The sequence below is a fragment of the Sphingobacterium sp. ML3W genome (assembly GCF_000747525.1).
In the GTDB taxonomy this organism is placed as follows: domain Bacteria; phylum Bacteroidota; class Bacteroidia; order Sphingobacteriales; family Sphingobacteriaceae; genus Sphingobacterium.
Genome location: NZ_CP009278.1, coordinates 2,859,940 through 2,879,014, shown reverse-complemented (window position 1 = coordinate 2,879,014; position 19,075 = coordinate 2,859,940). Strand labels below are relative to the sequence as shown.

The window sequence follows — 19,075 nt, the reverse complement described above, 5'->3', positions numbered from 1 at the left end:
GATATATTTTGAAAAAGACTTTTTACTTTATCCGTCATGGACAAACCGATCTGAACTTGAAAGGTATTGTACAAGGACGTGGCGTAAATTCACCGCTAAACGAAACAGGCTTGGCACAAGCTCAAGCTTTTTATAATTCTTATAAAGATGTTAATTTTGATAAAATCTATACGTCTACATTAATAAGGACTCACCAAACTGTTGCTAGTTTTATCAACGATGGAGTCTCCTGGCAAGAGTTAGCGGGTTTAGATGAAATCAGTTGGGGTGTTTACGAAGGTAAAGAGCAAAATGAATCTATCATGTCTGGTTTTAGCGAACTAGTTTCAGCATGGAAAAATGGTGAATTGGATGTCAGTGTAGATCAGGGGGAGTCTCCGAATGCATTAATGCAACGTCAAAGTGAAGCTATTCAACATATGGTAAAGCAAGAGCATGAAGAGACTATATTGGTCTGCATGCATGGTCGCGCCTTACGTATTATACTTTGCCTACTGACAGGTGTAGATGCCTCTAAAATGGATGAATTTCCCCATACAAACACTGCCCTATATAAATTAACGTATGTTAATGGTCAATTTGAAATTATTGACTATTATAATACTAAACATCTAGAGGTATTAACAAATGGATAAAGTGAGAGTATCGGCAGTTTCGTATACGAATACATTGCCGTTTTTAAATGGAATAAGACATTCTTCAGTTTTAGATCGTATCGAATTGAGTTTGGATAATCCAAGTGTCTGTGCGCAAAAAGTAATCGATGATGAAGCTGATTTGGGAATTATTCCCGTTGCAGCATTATTGAGTTTGCCAGAGGCACATATTATTACTGATTATTGTATTGGTACTGAAGGTGCTGTGGATTCGGTTTTTATTTTTTCTCAAAAACCGATTACTGAGGTTGAAACCCTCTATTTAGATAAACAATCGCGTACTTCCAATGGATTGGCTAGAGTTTTGTTAAAGCACCATTGGAAGAAAGAAGTGAAGATTGTGGATGATATTGAAGTCGCTGATGCTTATGTATTGATAGGTGATCGTACTTTTGGAAAAAAAAACACCGTTGCTTTTATTTATGACTTGGGTTTGTATTGGAAAGAATTTACGGGCCTTCCATTTGCTTTTGCGGTTTGGGTAAGTAAAAAGGAGTTGCCAAGGGATTTTATTTATGAATTCAATGACGCTCTACGAGAAGGTGTTTCCAAACCAGAGGATGTAATTGTTGGATTGCCTGAATATGCAAATTTTGATTACCGTCATTATTTGACAGAAAGTCTAAACTATCATCTTACCGATGAAAAACGTGAAGCTATTAAAAAATATTTAACGCTATTGTCAGATTTAGATACATAATGCGTCAAAACAAATTAAAAAGCGATTATACCTATAATAATCGCTTTTTAATTTGTTCGTATTTAAAATGAAAATTTATGAATAAGATCTATTTAGCAGGCGCTATGATTGTCGATCATGCTAATCGGCTATTGGTTGTCAGGAAGAAAGATTCTGTGTACTATATGATGCCTGGTGGAAAAATCGAAAAAGGGGAATTATCTGCTCAGGCACTCATCCGCGAACTTAAGGAAGAGTTAGATCTCAACATCTCTGCACGCGAATTGGAATATCTTGGTTTTCATGAAACCGATGCCGTTAACGAAGCTGATACCATAGTAAGAGGAGAGGTTTTTCGCCTTGAATTGAAAAAAAATGTGCAGATTGTTCCATTAGCTGAAATTGCTGAGGCTGTTTGGTTGACGGTTGATGATTATAAAAATTATAAATTAGCCCATCTGATTGAAGAATTTACATTACCCATTTGGTTGGCGGGAACTTTTGAATATTAAAAATAAGTACTTATTTTTTATCCTAGATTACTGTTATGTTATCTTTTGCAAATGCCAAAATAAATTTAGGTCTTCATGTCGTTGGCAAGCGATCTGATGGTTATCATGATTTGGAAACTATATTTTACCCTGTGAAAATCTATGATGTAGTTGAAATAAATCCAATTCAAACAGGTGTAACAACATTTTCTTCTGAAGGAATTTCTATTCCTGGCGATGATATAAACCTATGTGAGAAAGCATACCGTATCGTTAAACAGGATTTTGATATTCCTGCAGTAGCAATCAATTTGATTAAACGAATTCCTATTGGTGCAGGGATGGGCGGAGGGTCAGCAGATGCCGCTTCTGTTCTTAAGATGTTGAATGAAACATTCAATCTTCAGGTGACAAATGCTCAACTCGAAGTCTATGCGAAACTGCTGGGTGCAGATTGTCCGTTTTTCATAGAAAACAAACCTGTTTATGCCACTGGTATAGGAACTGATTTTGAATCGATAAATTTGGATTTAAATGCGTATTATATTGTGGTAATCAATCCTGGGATCCATGTTTCTACTGTCGAAGCTTATCGAGGTGTGGAGGCCAGAAAATCTGAATTTGATTTAAGAACTATTGTCAAATTGCCGGTTCAAGAGTGGAAGTTTTATTTGAAAAACGATTTTGAGGATTCAATTTTTGAACAATATCCAAGAATAATGGAACTTAAGGACGCCCTTTACCTTTCGGGCGCACTTTATGCTTCGATGTCCGGTTCTGGATCCTCTGTATTTGGTATATTTGATCGGCAAGTTAGATTGGAACATTTGAGGTCATTAGGCGAGATATACTACCCAATTGATTTATAATTAACGTTCATTATCTTCCATTATTTTTAAGGTGTTAAGTGTGAAGATGAAAAAACATTGGGCGAATTAAAGCGGTTGATGCTTACGTTATTAATAAGGTAAGCATGTTTTTCTTTTTACATAGCGGAAAAAGAAAAACATGGTTTAGTTTAACTACATGGCTTACTCATCTTCCAGTTTATAGTCAATCAATTCTTTAGCCTCTTCAAGTACCAGTTTTAATTTTTCAGAACCTAATTGAAGTGATTGTAGTGCTTTCTTGTTGCTGATAATATCTTTTACTAATATGATTTGGTTTTGAAGTAGTGTCTTTTTTTCTTCATCTGTCAAGGTTGTTAAGCAGGTAACAGGGTAAAAAACTGCTTTATCTACTCGTTTTTTGATGCTATTGTCTTCTGGATAATCCCAAGAAAGAAAATTGACCTGATAGTACTTTCCAAAATCTTTTGAGTCTGAAGTCAAATAGGCGTTGGTGACCAACCAGCCTTGTGTGAAAGTTCTATCTTTTCCAAAAAATTGATAGTTGAGGTTACTGATATCCTTAAATCGAGATAAGAAGTACATTGGAGTCGTTACTGAAATCTTTGCATCAATATCATTTCGAAATTTGCATTCGATAGCGAGCATTTCATCACCTTTTGATGCTACCACATCAATCTCATGTGTGACAGCATGACCTTGAACAGTTTGCCCCGTGGTACTTTCAAAGCCATATTCTTGAAATAAGCGTGCAATCCATTTTTCAAAATAAAAGCCTTCTGGTCCAAGCTCCCGAAGAGCTTTTTTGAGGCTATATCGTGCGGCATACGAATTACGTTGTGATTTTAAGGCTTCGAATGCTAATTGGTAGAGTTCTCTTGTTGTTATCCCGTCAAATAATTTTTCTTTTATCTGTGTGTATACTTTTTCCACTTGCTCATTATTGGCTCCAGAACGAGTCAATGAATGGTGTAAACTTTCGCTATTAAATGGAACTAATTCTCCTGAATATTTTTTTACCAGCATGCTATCTTTTATATTAAAAATGTTAATGGTGCAATTAGTATGCTAACCTTACTAAAAATAACTAAAAGAGTTCTTTAATTAAAATATATATACCGACAATAAATATAAACCATCCGAAAATGGGCTTTAGCTGTTCCGTGGCGATTTTTTTCTGTAAATAATTTCCTATTGCCACGCCCACAATTGTGATGGAAAGTAATTTTAGTAAAAATATCCAGTCCATTTGTACATGATCAACATCACCAAGAAAGCCGATAAGTGAATTGATCGTTATGATAAGAAGAGATGTTCCAATTGCTTTGCGAATTGGCATCTGGAGTAAAATCACCAAAGCAGGGATTATCAAAAACCCACCTCCTGCACCTAAAAATCCGGTAACCAATCCGATGCCAATACCCCAAGTAACCATTTTTGTCGTATGTTGTTTAATCGGATGATGTAGACCTGCTTGTACCGGCCTATTTTTTATCATACTCCAGGATGAACCTAACATCAGTACAGCAAACGCAATCATAGTGAGCGTTGATTTTGTTAGCTGGAAATCATTTATGTCTAAAATGACTTCAGGAATGTGAATCAATAAGAGTTTTCGAACGATAAGCACAACGATGACGGATGAAATTCCAAAATAAGTAGCAGCAGCATAATCGACGCATTTTTCTCTTGTTTTGATTAAGCTACCAATCATACTTGTGAAGCCTACGATAAAAAGAGAGTAGGAGGTCGCTAGTGTAGGATGTACATGGAATAGGTAGACTAATACTGGTACGGTTAATATGGAACCACCTGCACCGATTAATCCGAGCGTGATACCGATGAAAATAGACAAAAAGTAACCTATAATTTCCATCGTTGAAACATTGTGTGCCAAAGAACGGAATAATTATTAGGAATCAAAAACAAAATAATAGTGCATTTGTTATCATAGTGTAGGACAACTTATAAAATTTATATATATGGGTACGCTAGTAGATAAAGTAATAAGCAAAGTAAAAAGTAGGATAGATGAAAACTGTGAGAATGGCAAGATAGAAACCTCAGAACGTATACTTTCTGTTGTAGCAGGTGGATTTATACTCGGGGCAGGTGTTCGCTATTTAATTAAACATCCGCTCACCGCACTTTCTGGTTTATCTTTAGGTGGGGCACTAGTCTACCGTGGCGTGACAGGTCGTTGTGCCGTAAAGAAAGCAATCGAAGACGAAGGTGAGCGTGTTGAGGTTATCGAACATCATTATTTCGTGAAAAAAGATTAATTACGTCTAATAATTTAGGTTTATACTGAAAAGGTCTAATATGTCATGTATTAGGCCTTTTGTTTTTAAAACAAAATATTGCAGGATGATGCTTGCATTATTTTTGATTGAAAGGGCAAAAATTGGAGCATACTTACCGCTAATTAATAAAAATAGTCTAAAATATGATTCTTTTATTTTTTCTATTCGATAAATAAGAAAAAAAAACCTACATTATCGTGATTTTTACAGTAAAGATAAAAAATATTGAAATTTACAGAATTTGGTTTAGCATCTTCTTTGGAAGAGGGCTTAGATAGCATGGGTTATGAAGATGCAACACCTATACAGGAACAGGCGATTCCTGTTGTCCTAAATAACAAAGATTTAATAGCGTGTGCGCAGACAGGTACCGGTAAGACGGCTTCCTATTTATTACCTGTATTACATAAGATAGCAGAAGAACAATCTGATTATATCAACACCTTAATATTAGTTCCAACCCGAGAGCTTGCCTTGCAGATTGATCAGCAAATTATGGGGTTAGGTTATTTTACGGGAGCGACTTCTATTGCGGTATATGGTGGGGGTAATGGCATGGACTATGAACAGCAGCGAACTGCTATCAAAGAGGGAGCTAATATCATTGTTGCTACACCGGGGCGATTGATTGCTCACCTTGCTTCAGGAAAACTTCACTTTAATAAAGTGAAACATTTTATATTAGATGAAGCGGATCGTATGTTGGATATGGGTTTTCATGAGGATATTATGAAAATCATCAGCTTTCTTCCTGAAAAAAGACAAAACTTATTGTTTTCGGCTACTATGCCCCCAAAGATCAGAACTTTAGCAAAAAATATTTTACATGATCCTACTGAGATAAATATTGCTTTATCAAAACCTTCTGAAGGTATCAGCCAACAGGTATATATGGTATACGATGATCAAAAAATTGCTTTGATCCAGGATATTTTGAAGAACCCTATGTTTACAAGTACAATTATTTTTGCTTCTAAAAAAGATATTGTAAAACGATTGACGAGTGAATTGCATAAGAATGGAATTGCAGCAGAAGCTTTCCATTCGGATTTGGAACAGGCGCAGCGTGAAGATGTAATGAGTCGTTTCAAAGCAAGGCGAATAAATGTTTTAATAGGTACGGATGTTATCTCTAGAGGGATTGATATCGTGGGAATTAGTTTAGTCATTAATTATGATGTTCCTCCTGATCCTGAAGATTATATTCACCGAGTTGGACGTACTGCACGTGCAGCTACTACTGGCACCGCTATTACATTTGTCAATCAGAAAGATCAACAGCGTTTCGCCAAGATTGAACAGTTGATTGGTTCAAGTATTGAAAGGATTACTTTACCATCGGGTTTCTCTGAAGGACCAGTTTATGATCCAACGCGTTTTACAGAGCATAAAAAGAAGAGTGTGAAGAAGAAAAAATTCAAGAAATTTGTCAAGAAAGACGTTGTCGTGAATAAAGATTAATAAAAGAAGGTTTGATTTTGTCAAACCTTCTTTTATTAGGGAATGAGTATAGTTTCAAATCTATTTTAAGGAAGAGTGACGTATCGGCTATTGCAAACAATATTTCCAAAAGCCTGTTGTTGGATTAAAAATAGTCGTTGTTATGGTCTTCTATGGGAATTACATATATAACTGAATATTTTACTGTATTTTCGATTTAGAATTGATCTTGTATTAATTAATATCACATGAACCGTTGTAAATTTCAGCTGAAAAAGCAGGCATATTATATTGCTATTTCCTCTTTAATATCATTACCTGTAGTAACATTTGCGCAATCTCCGGAAAGATCAGAAGTGGATTCGGTTTTTACAGTGATCGATCCTACCTATAATCAGGTGAGCAAACTCCATCGCTTTTGGTTGGGAGATTCTTATCGGGAACTGTATAATACACCTGTTAAAATGCGGGTGATGAATCTTCAGAAAGAATTTGGAGGTCTTACCATTGTAAAATTAGGTGGCGGCATGCAGACGCAATCCTTAAGATTAAAAGATAGCAGCGGTCGAGAATGGGTACTGCGTTCGATAAATAAGTTTCCGGAACGGAGCCTTCCAGAAAATTTAAGAAATACCATCGCAAAAGATATTGTACAGGATCAAATTTCGATTGCACATCCTTATGGTGCACTAACAGTACCAACATTTAATCGTGCTTTGCAAATACCGCATGCGAGCCCTTCTCTGGTATTTGTAGGGGATGATCCAGGATTAGGTGAATATCGTGAACTCTTTAAAAATAGAGCTTATATGTTCGAGCCTAGAGTGCCGTTAGAAGATGAGGATGCTAAGACCGATAATACACTCAAAGCACAACGGAAGCTGGAAGAGGATAATGATATTCAAGTAAATCAGCGATTGACTTTGCGTGCTCGACTATTGGATTTTATTCTGGGAGATTGGGATCGGCACGAGGATAATTGGCGCTGGGATGTGCAAAAGATTGAAGATAAAAAGATTTATGATCCTGTTCCTAGAGATCGGGATAAAGTTTATTACAAGACTTCAGGAGTATTCCCAATCTTATTATCAAAGCAATGGTTGAAAGCACATTTGCAACCTTTTGGAGATCATATCCGTCATATCGATCAATGGAACTTCAATGAAAGACACTTTGATCGTTATTTTTTAAATCAACTGGATAGAGAGGATTGGAAAGAGGAAATCAGCTACGTACAAAAGGTTGTTACAGATTCATTGATCGAAGTGGCGATAGCACAAATGCCTGACACGATAGTTCGATTGAGTGGAGAGCAATTGAAAGGCCACATTCGTGCAAGGAGAAACAACTTAATGGAGACAGCCTTGACGTATTATGCGAGTTTGGCTAAGAATGTCGATATAGCCACTTCAGCTAAAAATGAATTCTTCTATCTTAAATATAAGAAAGACGGTGCCATAGCGTTAGAAATTAGGAATAAGAAAAAAGACGGCTCAGTAGGTAGAAAATTGGTGAAAAGAACATTTTACCCGGATGAAACCAAAGAGTTGAGGATCTATGGGATTGCAGGGACTGACGTATATCAATTAGATGGGAATAATAAATCTCCAATAAAACTCAGGGTTATAGGTGGCAAAGGAACAGATACCTATCAAGTAGATTCCACGTTTGAAAATGGTAAACAGGTATATATCTACGATGATAATATTGACCAAAATATATTTACGGGTACTACTTCTCTAAGATTGAAGTTATCAAATGATAGTTTGGTCCATCAATATGATCGTAATAGTTTCAAATATGATCGTACAGGGATTTTAGCTTCCTTACAATATGGGGTAGATAAAGGCCTTTTATTGGGAGCGGGCTATGTAATAGAGAAGCAAGGTTTTAGAAAAGAACCATATGCTTTTAAACAGGAGTTCTGGGGACATTATGCGACAGGGCGTCAATCCTTTAGTTTTAAGTATAATGCTGATTTTAAGTCGGTATTGAATAAAAATGATTTCTTGATCGAATTGGAATCCGATGGTCCAAAAAATCAGGAAAACTTCTTCGGCTTGGGAAATAACACGAAATATGAGCATCGTAAAAGTCGTGGTATTCAGTATTATCGAAATCGCTATGATATCGTTTATGCCAATTTTTTGTTAAAAAGGGACTTTGGTCAATATTGGAACTGGAAGACAGGGTCTTCTTCCGAGCTTATCTTCAGCGATGAGGGAGACAATAAAGGTCATTATTTTGAAAAGTACGCATTAGAGAATCCAAGTACACCAGTTTTTGGTAAATTTTTCTACACGGGAATTTTAGGATCACTGCAATATGATAGCCGTGATCAAAAAGATAATGCAAAAGAAGGTGTCTTTTGGTATAATTTAATCGAAGCAAAAACTCAATTGAAGACCTCAGATAACCAATATTTGAGAATAAAATCTATATTTAGCTTTTACAAAACTGATAAAGGAGACAGACTAACACTCGCCAATCGGACAGGTTTTGAAACATTGATTGGTGATCCATTACTTTTTCAATATGCCCAATTGGGTGGGGAAAATAGTTTGCGAGGATTTAACTCAAAACGATTTTCCGGGAACACAATGCTTTTCAACAATCTTGAATTACGACTTAAAGTGTTAAGTTTCGACTCTTATCTGGTTCCTGGTACGGTTGGCTTGATCGGTTTTCATGATATAGGTCGAGTTTGGATAGCAGATGAATCTTCCAGTCGCTGGCACAACGGATATGGCGGTGGATTCTATTTTATGCCAGCTGATCTTTTAGTAATTCAAGCTGTGGGCGGATTTTCTAATGAAGGGTTTCGGCCTTATCTAAGTTTAGGTCTTAGGTTTTAGCGTGTAACCTAAACAAATGGATTAGAAAAGAGATCGATTATACCTATCGATTTGTATGCTTTGGAAGATTAAATACATAAAAAATATGATCTCTAGAGCTAATATTAACCTTTCATATAGCCTTATAATAAAATAGGCTTATCGGTTGATTCGATAAGCCTATTCTATAAAAATCATGATTTATCTTCTAAATACCCATTTCTTTTAATATAAATTGAGCATTGTCGATTTTGTCAGCTACCCACAGTACATAGCGGATATCTACACCAATAGAACGACTGTAGCTATCGTTCCATGCAAAATCATTGATAGTAGCGTCGTACGAACGGTCAAAATTAACACCAATCAATTCTCCATAGGCATTCATAATTGGAGAACCTGAATTGCCACCAGTGGTATCCATATTATATAGCATATTGACGGGGACATCATTCAATTCTTTTTTAACATAAGGACCAAAATTCTTCGCTTCCCAAGCTGTTTTAATCTCTGCAGGATATTCAAAGTCAGCTTCATCGAGATTTCCTTTTTGCAGAATACCAGCAACTGTTGTAAAAGGTTTCATGTAAGTTGCATCTACTGGAGAGTAACCTTTTATATTTCCGAATGTTAATCTTAATGTTGAATTTGCATCTGGGATAAAATTTTTGGTTTGATATTGTTCTTTAACGGCAACATAATCACCCATTAATTTGTTTAAAACACCATCTCTTCTTTTCTGCTCCGATGCAAATTGTTGGATGTCTAATTCCAGTGTAGATTGGAAATTGAGTAGTTCATCAGTATAAGCTAATAGCGTGCTGGGGCTGGATAGTAAACTGTCGTATACTTCAGCACTATTATTCAGCTTAGAAGCTTTAATCAAATCAGCACCATAAGCACCTATCAAATTATTATCTTGGAATTTTAAATTTTTAATGGTTTCAATCTGATTATTACCTTGGAAAGCATGAGCATCTGCCAGCATTTTTCCGAAAATACGTTGATCGGCATATAGACTGTAGCTTTCATAGATTCCCTTCAAAGCAGTTTTTAAGTTATTGATATTTTCCTTGAAAAATGCATTTTGCTTTTGCAGGTTACCTTGCTGTTGCATAGCTGCTTTAAAGGAGTTTATTTCTCTCGCTACACGCATCAAGCTTGTGCTTGTGTAAATGTTATTCATCCACATTTCCTTATATGCATCTTGATTGATTAGACTATATAGGTCATCAATATCATTCATTAAGGTGCCATATTTGGTTTTTAATACTGGTTTTTCATTAATAAATGCTCGTAGCGCTTGATCTTCCTTTTTCTTGGTATCGATTAAATCTATATTACGCAAACCCTTTAATTTGCCTTTATAATTTTTCAATACGTTCGCATTTCTTTTAATACGGGTAGCTAGGTACAATGCGGCATCATTATCTGTTTTACCAGCTTCAAACATGCGGTCATTTTGAAATTCGTATAAATGGGAAACATAGGGTAGGAGAAAGTTCTGCTGGTATTCAATATACTGGGCAGGACGGTGTCTGAATGTGCGTCCTGGATAACCTAAAATAAATACAAAATCATTCTCATTGACTCCCTTAGGATTTACCTTTAGAAATTTCTTTGGTTGATATGGGATATTATCTTTTGAGTATTTGGCAGAAGCACCATCTTTTCCGACATATGCACGTAAGAAAGAGTAATCTCCTGTATGTCTAGGCCAGACCCAATTATCCGATTCGCCACCAAATTCACCGATATTTTGACGAGGGATATAAACTAATCTCACATCTTCTATGGTCTTGTAGCGAAACAGGACATATGTTTTGCCAATAAACATTTCCGATACCTCAGCTTTAATAGTCGGGTCTTGTTTCTGTGCTTGAGCAACGAGTTCTTGTTGTTTTTTCTTAATGGTATTTATTCTTTCAGAGGGGTCAGTTACATGGGCAACTGCAGCCAATATCTTGTCAGAAACATCTTCATAAGAATCTGTAATACGAATGGTTAGGCCTCTGGCTTCGATTTCTTGTTCATGAGATTGTGCGACGAAACCATTTTTTAAATAATTATTGATTGGCGTACTTGCTAATTGGACAGCAGAGAATGCACAATGATGATTGGTAATGATCAGACCTGTGGGTGACACGAATGAACCTGTGCAACCACTTACTTGCACCAACGCATCTACTAGACCAACTTTGCCAGGATTATATATGTCTTTCTCATTAATTTTTAGACCTGCCTTCTTTAATCCTGCTCTATTGAGTTCACTTAATGGGAACATACCTTCATCAGGCGATTTAGCATGTAGAGTAGGAGCAGTAGTTGCTAAAAGTAGGAGTAGACTCCATGACTTTGTATTCAATAACTTCATGTTTATTTATTTATATTAAGGAATAATTTATTCCCGATCCAAGTCCAAAGATAAAAAATATAAAGAACATCTGTTTAGCCTGAGAATCGACATTTGGTATGGAATATGTTTGTTACTTTTGTACAAATTAAATTGATAAGATGACTCTCATCCAGTTAGAATATATTGTTGCTGTCGATACATATCGTAATTTTGTAGCCGCTGCCGAAAAGTGTTTTGTAACACAACCAACCTTAAGTATGCAAATCCAAAAATTGGAGGAATCTATAGGTGCTAAGGTTTTTGACCGAAGTCGCCAACCTGTAGTGCCTACTGAAATTGGAGAAAAGATTATAGCTCAGGCGCGTATTATTCTTATTGAGAGTAAAAAGATAGCCGAAATAGTTCAAAATGAAAATGGAGAATTGGATGGAGAATTGCGAATAGGAGTTATTCCGACTATCGCACCCTATTTATTGCCTACTGTACTGACAAATTTTATGAATAAATTTCCTAAAATCCAGCTACAGATTTGGGAGTACACTACCGAGCGAATTATCCATGAGCTAAAAGTAGGAATTTTAGATTGTGGTATTTTGTCTACACCATTGCATGAACCTGGGATAATTGAAAAACCATTGTTCTATGAAAACTTTGTTGCCTACATTTCTGAGCAAAGTCCACTTTTTAATAAGAAGATGCTGAGCTCAGACGATATTGGAGACGATAAGTTATGGTTACTGAATGAAGGACATTGCATGCGTGGACAGGTACTCAATATTTGCCATCATAAGCATAATTATGATAATTCGGGGCGTTTTGAATATAATACCGGTAGTGTAGAGACACTTAAGAAAATGGTCGATATCAACTCGGGCATCACTATTCTACCTGAGTTATCAATTGTCGATTATACGGAAGACCAGCTTAATCGAATACGTTATTTTAAATCCCCAGAACCTGTGCGTGAGATTAGTTTGTTGACCACACAAAACTTTGTCAAAAAGAAAGCGATTGATGCATTATCACAAGAAATCATGGAAGCCATACCGGAGAAGTTCAAGACAAAGAAAAAAAAGGAAGTGTTAAGTTTTCAATAGTATCATAAATGAATTACAATACAATTAAGAGCATGCTCAATAATAAACTTAATGCACTTAACAATTGGCGGATGCATAAGATTTCGAATCGAAATTTCATCATTATATTGGCCTTTGTTGTTGGTATTATTGGCGGAGTAGCAGCTTCCGTGTTAAAAGCTTTGACACATTTTATCGCAAGTACGCTACAAGATGATGTTGAGTGGCATTATAAATATTCGTTTTACCTATTTTTTCCTTTGCTAGGTATACTTTTAAGTGTTTTATACGTGAGAAAAGTATTGAAGGCAAAACATTTTGAACATGGTATTACACCTATCATATATGCCATATCCAGAAAATCGAGTTACCTCTCATTTCATAATATTTATTCCCAGATCATCACATCTGCTATGACCGTAGGATTTGGAGGGTCTTCTGGACTAGAGGCGCCAATTGCATTAAGTGGATCGGCAATAGGTTCTAATACGGGACGTTTTTTTGGATTACAGTATAAAGAGGTAACGATGTTGTTGGCATGTGGGGCGGCAGCGGGTATTGCAGGAGCGTTCGATAGCCCATTAGCGGGTATGGTCTTTGCGATCGAGATTCTATTGCCAGAATTCTCCATTCCTGTACTGATTCCATTATTGATCTCGGCTGCCATGGCTTCCGTTGTAGCGCAATCATTATATAGCGAACCCTTATTCCATACATTTAGTACAGATTGGGAAGTATCAGCATTATTTTTCTATCTCTTGCTTGCCCTTTTAGTTGGGGGGTATTCGGTTTACTTTGCCAAAATAAGTAACATTGTTAAAAACTGGTTTGCTGCCATAAAGAATCCCTATAATAAAGTATGGGTAAGTGGTATTTCTCTAGGAGTTATGATTTTTATATTCCCAGCATTATATGGTGAGGGGTATATCGCTATTCAACAGATTTTAAATGGACAGTTCAACGCTATTGTCAAAAACAGCTTGTTTGCTGAGTATCAGGATATCGGTTTGGTGATACTGGCATATTCGGTATTAACACTTTTTGCAAAATCTTTTGCTGCTTTATTTACATTGAATGGAGGTGGTAACGGAGGAGTATTCGGTCCAAGCTTAGTAATGGGAGGCTTGTTGGGTTTTGCTTTTGCTTATGGGATAAACCTTACCGGTATAACAGAGTTAAATGTTCCAAATTTTGTGGTGGTTGGTATGGCTGGCGCCTTGAGTGGTATCATGCACGCACCATTGACAGGTGTATTTTTAATTGCAGAGATTACAGGTGGTTACGGACTGATGGTACCGTTGATGTTGGTGACATCGATATCTTATCTCATCAACAGATCGATTCAGAAATATTCGATATACACCAAAGTTTTAGCAGATTCGGGAGATTTGCTATCATATGAAGATAAGGATAGGTCTGTACTGAGTATGATGAAGATCAGGTATGTCTTAGAAACTAATTTTGTTATATTGAGGCCCGATGAGACACCAAAAATGCGGCAATCTGATATTATACATAGCAAGCGTAATATCTTTCCGATAGTTACTGAAAAAGGGAAGTTATTAGGCATATTGTATAGCGAACGTTTATTTGCCATTTTATTGGGAGAGCAGGAGGGTATTGAAGAACCTTTTAGCAAATTGGCCGAAATACCCAGCGATATTGTCAAAATCCATGAAGAGGATATGGAATCTGTGATGTTGAAGATGAAGAAGGATGATGTTTGGATATTACCAGTTATCGATAAGGATGATAATTATCTAGGTTTCGTTTCGAAATCTAGTGTATTTAATAAGTATCGAGCACTATTGATGCGGCAAGGTAATTATCTGGAATAGTATTTATGGCTTTGAGATTACCCTCTCAAAGCCATAATTTTTGAAACATACTTTCCAATGATATCAAACTCCAAGTTTATTTTAGTACCTACTTCTACATGTTTAAGATTAGTATGTTCTATGGTATAGGGGATGATTGCAACAGAAAATTCGTCTATTTTTGAATTCACAACCGTTAGACTGATGCCATTGACCGTTATAGAGCCTTTCTCCACAGTGATGTTTTGAAGGGCAGGATCGTATTGAAAAGTAAATAGGAAGCTGCCATCCAGATCTTGCTTACTTATGCAGGTCGCCACCTGATCAACATGTCCTTGTACGATATGTCCGTCGAAACGACCATTCGCCTGTGTACAACGTTCAATATTCACGACATCCCCAATTTTTAAGTCATTAAGATTTGTTTTTTGTAGCGTTTCATCAATCGCGGTTACTTGATGTACCTGATTTTCTATACCGACAACTGTTAAGCAGATGCCATTATGAGCGACACTTTGATCTATTTTTAATTCATTAGCGAGATTACTCTCAATAAATAAATGAATATTTGAATCTTCTTTGGTGATGTTTTTAACCTTTCCTAAGGTTTCAATGATTCCTGTAAACATGCTATTTTTAATTTTATCCAAAGATAAAGATAAAATAGAGATATAAAAACAGTTAGAATCATTCTAAATTGTAAATATTTAGCTATATTTTTCAATTAGTTTAAAATAAAGGAGTAGAAAAGTTGCATTGGTGTTGTGTATACACTATCTTTGCGGCATCATAATTTAGGTTTATAATTGGTTATAAAGGTTTTCATTCTCCCCGTTTGAAAACCTTTTTTGTTTTATAACGATAAAATTTATCCCCCAAGTCTTTAGGACTTCACTCTTTTGATTTTCCTCTCAACTTTTTAATAAAGAAGATTTTTTAAAATAATTTGCAATAGTGTAATTAATACACTATCTTTGTGGTATCATAATTTAGGTTTATAATTGGTTTAAAAGGTTTTCATTCTCCCCGTTTGAAAACCTTTTTTTATTATAAAACAATAAATAAACGCAGTTTCTCATCTCTATTTCTCAATAATTTTTTCACGATTCCTTTATTGGGTTTGCAAGAATAATAAATATATTTTACCTTTGGATAGGTTTAGGTTGATTACCTCATTCACGAGGTACTTTAAAGCCTGAGAAATCGCTCGATTCTCTCAGGCTTTTCTTATTTTTAGGCATATTATCAATCCTTTTTTTATTTTTGGAGATTAATCATTTATTCCATACTATGCGTTTATTATCTCTCTTTCTTTCGCTTATTTTATCGCAGTCATTATTTGCCCAAAAAGGCATTTTGGTTGAATATCAAAGATCCAATAATGATAAAATTATTGAAAGCCAAGATCCCACTTTGGTTTATGCGGATGCTGACCAAACAACTATTACAAGTCGTAACATATTAAACGGCGAAGCGAAGACTCCATATGAGATTTTTGTTATCAAAAGACCTTCGAATGCCTATTTTAAATTGACACAGATCAATGCGAAGCAGCAGATAGCGACGATTGACTCCAATGCAATTAATAAGCAGCAATTGGAACTTACCAAGGAAACAAAAAAAATATTAGGGTATACGTGTTTTAAAGCAAAAACAACTGTAAATTCGAACAGTATCGAGATTTGGTATACGACAGAGCTCAACGTAAAAGGCGGACCTACCGATTTGGGTCAAGACCTCGGCTTTGTGCTTGAAGTGATCCGTAATGGAAATTCGAAGATTACTGCAAGTAAAATAGAACACTTGAAATCTTTGCCAAAAACACTGGCATTACCTGCCTCATTACAGTATGTAGATGATCTTACTTATAAGGATGTTCTGTGGAAAAGTAGGTTTGTACAAGTTCCGGTATTCGATAAAGAGAAAATCAGTTTTTCTGATGATAGTAAATCTGACAGTATTCTACGCTTTGCAAATGGTACTGTAATTGTCAAAAAGGTGAAATTTCCAAAAATTGGAGCAGGGCAGACGGTTTTCGTGCAGTTGACAGAACAGTCAAAAGGAGATGCCTATGACCGCACCGGATCTGTCTTCATTATTCCTCAGGATCAAGATCTTTCTTTCTTAGATGGCATGCAAAAGGGTATGGATACGCTACCACTATATGATAATGGAAATGGTAAGAAATATCAAGGTGTCATTCGTACCTCAAATTATACTCCAATTCTAGAATTGATGCGTTTTTTTACACCATTTGGTGTTAGCCAGTTCAACTATCTGAAATTGAAAGGTAAAACTTGGCAAGACTCCGTGATGTATAGACAGGACATCAGTGAACTTGCAGGCGCTTTGAGCGACCAAGAAGTCTATATCGGCGCGTTTATTGGTAATTATGATAAAAATGGGCATGAAGTGAGTCTTGAAATAACGGTTCATCCTGGATTTGATAAAAAGCAATCTTTCAAAAAACTATTACCTATTTTCAATAGCACAAATGTGATGGAAATGGGTGGTCAGGAGTATGGCACCATGTTCGATAACGAACAAGGCTTATCGGTTACTTTTGAATTAAAGGAAGATGCAGCAAATGTACAATTGCGCTATACAACAACAGGTCACGGAGGTTGGGGAAATGGAGATGAGTTCGTCCCGAAGACCAATAGCCTTTATTTGAATGGAGCACCTTTGTTCAGTTATACACCTTGGCGTAATGATTGTGGATCTTACCGTTTGAGTAATCCAGCTTCTGGCAACTTCTCCAATGGATTATCCTCATCGGACCTCAGTCGTTCAAATTGGTGTCCCGGAACCGTCACTTATCCGATATTTATCGATATAGGAACATTAAAAGCAGGAAAACATACCATTCGTGTACAGATTCCTCAAGGAGCAAGCGAGGGTACAAGTTTCAGTAGCTGGAATGTAGCTGGGGTATTGCTATATGATTAAAACAGAAGGGGCTGAAAATATATATTTTCAGCCCCTTTTGCTTCATGTTTATCAATTATACGTTGAATCTAAAATGCATAATATCTCCATCTTCAACAATATATGTCTTTCCTTCTACAGATAATTTACCAGCTTCTTTACAAGCGGCTTCAGAACCTAATTCTACGAAATCATTATACTTGATAACCTCTGCACGGATAAATCCTTTTTCAAAGTCAGTGTGAATCACACCAGCTGCTTGAGGAGCAGTGAATCCTTTTTCGATCGTCCAAGCGCGCACTTCTTGTACGCCAGCTGTAAAGTAAGTCGCTAAGTCTAAAAGTGAATAAGCAGCAACGATTAATTTAGATACACCAGACTCTTTCAAACCTAAGTCATCCAAGAACATTTGACGCTCTTCAAAACTTTCTAACTGTGCTATTTCTGATTCGATTTGAGCAGAAATAATCAATACCTGCGCATTTTCATTTTTAACAGCTTCTTTTACTTGGTCTACATAAGCATTTCCCGTATTAACAGAAGCTTCATCGACATTACATACATATAGTACAGGCTTAGCAGTCAACAAAGCTAAATCTTGAATAAATTCAAAATCATCCTCTGTGATTGCGGCAGTACGAGCAGATTGACCTGCTTCTAAATGGTCTTTGACAACAGATAGGATTTCATAGGTGCGTTTAGCATCCTTGTCTCCCCCCGTTTTAGCCATTTTTTCTACTTTTTGAATACGTTTTACAACGGTATCCAAATCTTTTAATTGTAACTCCGTGTCAATGATTTCTTTATCACGGATTGGATCAACAGATCCATCAACGTGAATAACATTACCATCATCAAAACAACGTAAAACGTGAATAATAGCGTTTGTTGTACGAATATTTCCTAAAAATTGATTACCAAGACCTTCACCTTTTGAAGCTCCCTTTACTAAACCAGCAATATCAACAATCTCAATTGTATTTGGAACAATTTTTTGAGGGTTAACCAATTCTGCTAATTTATTAAGACGGGCATCAGGAACAGTGATTACCCCAACATTTGGTTCAATAGTACAAAATGGAAAGTTTGCCGCTTGTGCTTTAGCGTTAGACAAACAGTTAAATAGTGTTGATTTACCTACGTTAGGTAATCCAACGATACCGCATTGTAAAGCCATAAAATATGCTAGATTTTTGAATTTACGCAAAGATAAAAAATAAGTCGAAACTTTCTATGTATCTTTAATTATGTTGCAATGGTATAAGGTAGATAAGACGAGTTTTTATGAACGAAATCAGATTTATGAGGTCGAGGCGGGCCGAATACGTGTTTGTATAGTACAATATGAACAAGGCTGGAAAGCATTTTCAAGGAAATGCCCCCATGCTGGCGCTTCATTTGTAACAGGATGGTGCGAAGGCGAGGAGCTTGTCTGTTCTTATCACCGACATCGATTCAATTTGAATACGGGTAAAGGTTGCCCAGGTCAAGGAGATTTTATTACGATATATCCCACAAAGGTAGAAAATGATGATCTTTATGTTGGTATTGAAAAATCCAACTCTTTTTTTGGTAAATGGTTTCAATGAGGTACAAATCCATGAAAGAATAGGTGCGAAAACAAGTTAGAGGTGTGTATATTTCTAC

General features: G+C 36.1%; 16 protein-coding genes. 11 read left to right on the top strand and 5 right to left on the bottom strand.

Annotated elements, in window-relative coordinates; all coding sequences use genetic code 11:
* Window positions 1-8 precede the first annotated feature (8 nt).
* The 4 genes from KO02_RS12330 to ispE all read left to right on the top strand — a co-directional run bounded on the left by KO02_RS12330 (window position 9) and on the right by ispE (window position 2,695).
* Window positions 9-635 (top strand): histidine phosphatase family protein, encoded by a 627-nt coding sequence (locus tag KO02_RS12330; RefSeq protein WP_038698716.1) that lies wholly within the window; start codon window positions 9-11, stop codon window positions 633-635.
* On the top strand, window positions 628-1,356 hold the full coding sequence (locus KO02_RS12325) for a menaquinone biosynthetic enzyme MqnA/MqnD family protein (RefSeq protein WP_038698714.1): 729 nt from the start codon (window positions 628-630) through the stop codon (window positions 1,354-1,356). Before KO02_RS12330 ends, KO02_RS12325 begins: the two co-directional genes overlap by 8 nt.
* A gap of 77 nt (window positions 1,357-1,433) precedes the next feature.
* Complete coding sequence (locus KO02_RS12320; protein WP_038698712.1) at window positions 1,434-1,847, top strand: NUDIX hydrolase; 414 nt, start codon at window positions 1,434-1,436, stop codon at window positions 1,845-1,847.
* 35 nt (window positions 1,848-1,882) lie between these two features.
* Complete coding sequence (gene ispE, locus KO02_RS12315) at window positions 1,883-2,695, top strand: 4-(cytidine 5'-diphospho)-2-C-methyl-D-erythritol kinase (RefSeq protein ID WP_038698710.1); 813 nt, start codon at window positions 1,883-1,885, stop codon at window positions 2,693-2,695.
* 162 nt (window positions 2,696-2,857) lie between these two features.
* Here ispE and KO02_RS12310 read toward each other — a convergent pair whose 3' ends face one another.
* The gene (locus tag KO02_RS12310; RefSeq protein WP_038698708.1) at window positions 2,858-3,700 is read right to left on the bottom strand and encodes an ATP cone domain-containing protein; all 843 of its coding nucleotides are present in this window, start codon (window positions 3,698-3,700) and stop codon (window positions 2,858-2,860) included.
* Between the two features lie 61 nt (window positions 3,701-3,761).
* Window positions 3,762-4,550 carry a sulfite exporter TauE/SafE family protein gene (locus tag KO02_RS12305; protein WP_038698706.1) on the bottom strand — a complete coding sequence of 263 codons (789 nt, stop codon included), beginning with the start codon at window positions 4,548-4,550 and terminating at the stop codon, window positions 3,762-3,764.
* A gap of 106 nt (window positions 4,551-4,656) precedes the next feature.
* On the opposite strand from KO02_RS12305, the gene KO02_RS12300 reads away from it, so the two are divergent.
* The 3 genes from KO02_RS12300 (at window position 4,657) to KO02_RS12290 (ending at window position 9,272) form a co-directional block, all read left to right on the top strand.
* Window positions 4,657-4,956, top strand: a complete 300-nt coding sequence (locus KO02_RS12300; protein WP_038698704.1) for a DUF2892 domain-containing protein — start codon at window positions 4,657-4,659, stop codon at window positions 4,954-4,956.
* A gap of 246 nt (window positions 4,957-5,202) precedes the next feature.
* Entirely contained in the window at window positions 5,203-6,438 is a 1,236-nt protein-coding gene (locus KO02_RS12295) for a DEAD/DEAH box helicase (RefSeq protein WP_038698702.1), read from the top strand.
* A 227-nt stretch (window positions 6,439-6,665) separates the two neighbouring features.
* Window positions 6,666-9,272 (top strand): hypothetical protein, encoded by a 2,607-nt coding sequence (locus KO02_RS12290; RefSeq protein WP_051959904.1) that lies wholly within the window; start codon window positions 6,666-6,668, stop codon window positions 9,270-9,272.
* A 187-nt stretch (window positions 9,273-9,459) separates the two neighbouring features.
* Here KO02_RS12290 and KO02_RS12285 read toward each other — a convergent pair whose 3' ends face one another.
* Window positions 9,460-11,625: a S46 family peptidase gene (locus KO02_RS12285; RefSeq protein ID WP_038698700.1), complete on the bottom strand. Its 2,166-nt coding sequence runs from the start codon at window positions 11,623-11,625 to the stop codon at window positions 9,460-9,462.
* A 140-nt stretch (window positions 11,626-11,765) separates the two neighbouring features.
* Here KO02_RS12285 and KO02_RS12280 point away from each other — a divergent pair, with 140 nt between their 5' ends.
* Both KO02_RS12280 and KO02_RS12275 read left to right on the top strand, forming a co-directional pair.
* Window positions 11,766-12,704, top strand: coding sequence for a hydrogen peroxide-inducible genes activator (locus KO02_RS12280; RefSeq protein ID WP_038698698.1), 939 nt, complete (start codon window positions 11,766-11,768; stop codon window positions 12,702-12,704).
* A gap of 8 nt (window positions 12,705-12,712) precedes the next feature.
* The gene (locus KO02_RS12275) at window positions 12,713-14,521 is read left to right on the top strand and encodes a chloride channel protein (RefSeq protein WP_235212248.1); all 1,809 of its coding nucleotides are present in this window, start codon (window positions 12,713-12,715) and stop codon (window positions 14,519-14,521) included.
* Window positions 14,522-14,538: 17 nt separating this feature from the next.
* Here the strand turns inward: KO02_RS12275 and KO02_RS12270 are convergent, their stop codons facing one another.
* Window positions 14,539-15,129 carry a riboflavin synthase gene (locus tag KO02_RS12270; RefSeq protein ID WP_038698696.1) on the bottom strand — a complete coding sequence of 197 codons (591 nt, stop codon included), beginning with the start codon at window positions 15,127-15,129 and terminating at the stop codon, window positions 14,539-14,541.
* A 661-nt stretch (window positions 15,130-15,790) separates the two neighbouring features.
* Here KO02_RS12270 and KO02_RS12265 point away from each other — a divergent pair.
* The gene (locus KO02_RS12265; protein WP_038698694.1) at window positions 15,791-17,449 is read left to right on the top strand and encodes a GLPGLI family protein; all 1,659 of its coding nucleotides are present in this window, start codon (window positions 15,791-15,793) and stop codon (window positions 17,447-17,449) included.
* 55 nt (window positions 17,450-17,504) lie between these two features.
* Here KO02_RS12265 and ychF read toward each other — a convergent pair whose 3' ends face one another.
* Window positions 17,505-18,605, bottom strand: a complete 1,101-nt coding sequence (gene ychF, locus KO02_RS12260; protein WP_038698692.1) for a redox-regulated ATPase YchF — start codon at window positions 18,603-18,605, stop codon at window positions 17,505-17,507.
* 70 nt (window positions 18,606-18,675) lie between these two features.
* Between ychF and KO02_RS12255 the strand changes: the two genes are divergently transcribed.
* Window positions 18,676-19,017 (top strand): Rieske (2Fe-2S) protein, encoded by a 342-nt coding sequence (locus tag KO02_RS12255; RefSeq protein WP_051959903.1) that lies wholly within the window; start codon window positions 18,676-18,678, stop codon window positions 19,015-19,017.
* Window positions 19,018-19,075: the final 58 nt, after the last annotated feature.

Bases quoted from the DNA above. Each gene is read 5' to 3' on its own strand.
- KO02_RS12255 (WP_051959903.1), top strand. From the start codon at position 18,676: ATGTTGCAATGGTATAAGGTAGATAAGACGAGTTTTTATGAACGAAAT.
- KO02_RS12300 (WP_038698704.1), top strand. From the start codon at position 4,657: ATGGGTACGCTAGTAGATAAAGTAATAAGCAAAGTAAAAAGTAGGATA.
- KO02_RS12275 (WP_235212248.1), top strand. From the start codon at position 12,713: ATGAATTACAATACAATTAAGAGCATGCTCAATAATAAACTTAATGCA.
- KO02_RS12270 (WP_038698696.1), bottom strand. From the start codon at position 15,129: ATGTTTACAGGAATCATTGAAACCTTAGGAAAGGTTAAAAACATCACC.
- KO02_RS12325 (WP_038698714.1), top strand. From the start codon at position 628: ATGGATAAAGTGAGAGTATCGGCAGTTTCGTATACGAATACATTGCCG.
- KO02_RS12280 (WP_038698698.1), top strand. From the start codon at position 11,766: ATGACTCTCATCCAGTTAGAATATATTGTTGCTGTCGATACATATCGT.
- KO02_RS12290 (WP_051959904.1), top strand. From the start codon at position 6,666: ATGAACCGTTGTAAATTTCAGCTGAAAAAGCAGGCATATTATATTGCT.
- KO02_RS12265 (WP_038698694.1), top strand. From the start codon at position 15,791: ATGCGTTTATTATCTCTCTTTCTTTCGCTTATTTTATCGCAGTCATTA.
- KO02_RS12305 (WP_038698706.1), bottom strand. From the start codon at position 4,550: ATGGAAATTATAGGTTACTTTTTGTCTATTTTCATCGGTATCACGCTC.
- KO02_RS12310 (WP_038698708.1), bottom strand. From the start codon at position 3,700: ATGCTGGTAAAAAAATATTCAGGAGAATTAGTTCCATTTAATAGCGAA.
- KO02_RS12320 (WP_038698712.1), top strand. From the start codon at position 1,434: ATGAATAAGATCTATTTAGCAGGCGCTATGATTGTCGATCATGCTAAT.
- ychF (WP_038698692.1), bottom strand. From the start codon at position 18,605: ATGGCTTTACAATGCGGTATCGTTGGATTACCTAACGTAGGTAAATCA.
- KO02_RS12285 (WP_038698700.1), bottom strand. From the start codon at position 11,625: ATGAAGTTATTGAATACAAAGTCATGGAGTCTACTCCTACTTTTAGCA.
- ispE (WP_038698710.1), top strand. From the start codon at position 1,883: ATGTTATCTTTTGCAAATGCCAAAATAAATTTAGGTCTTCATGTCGTT.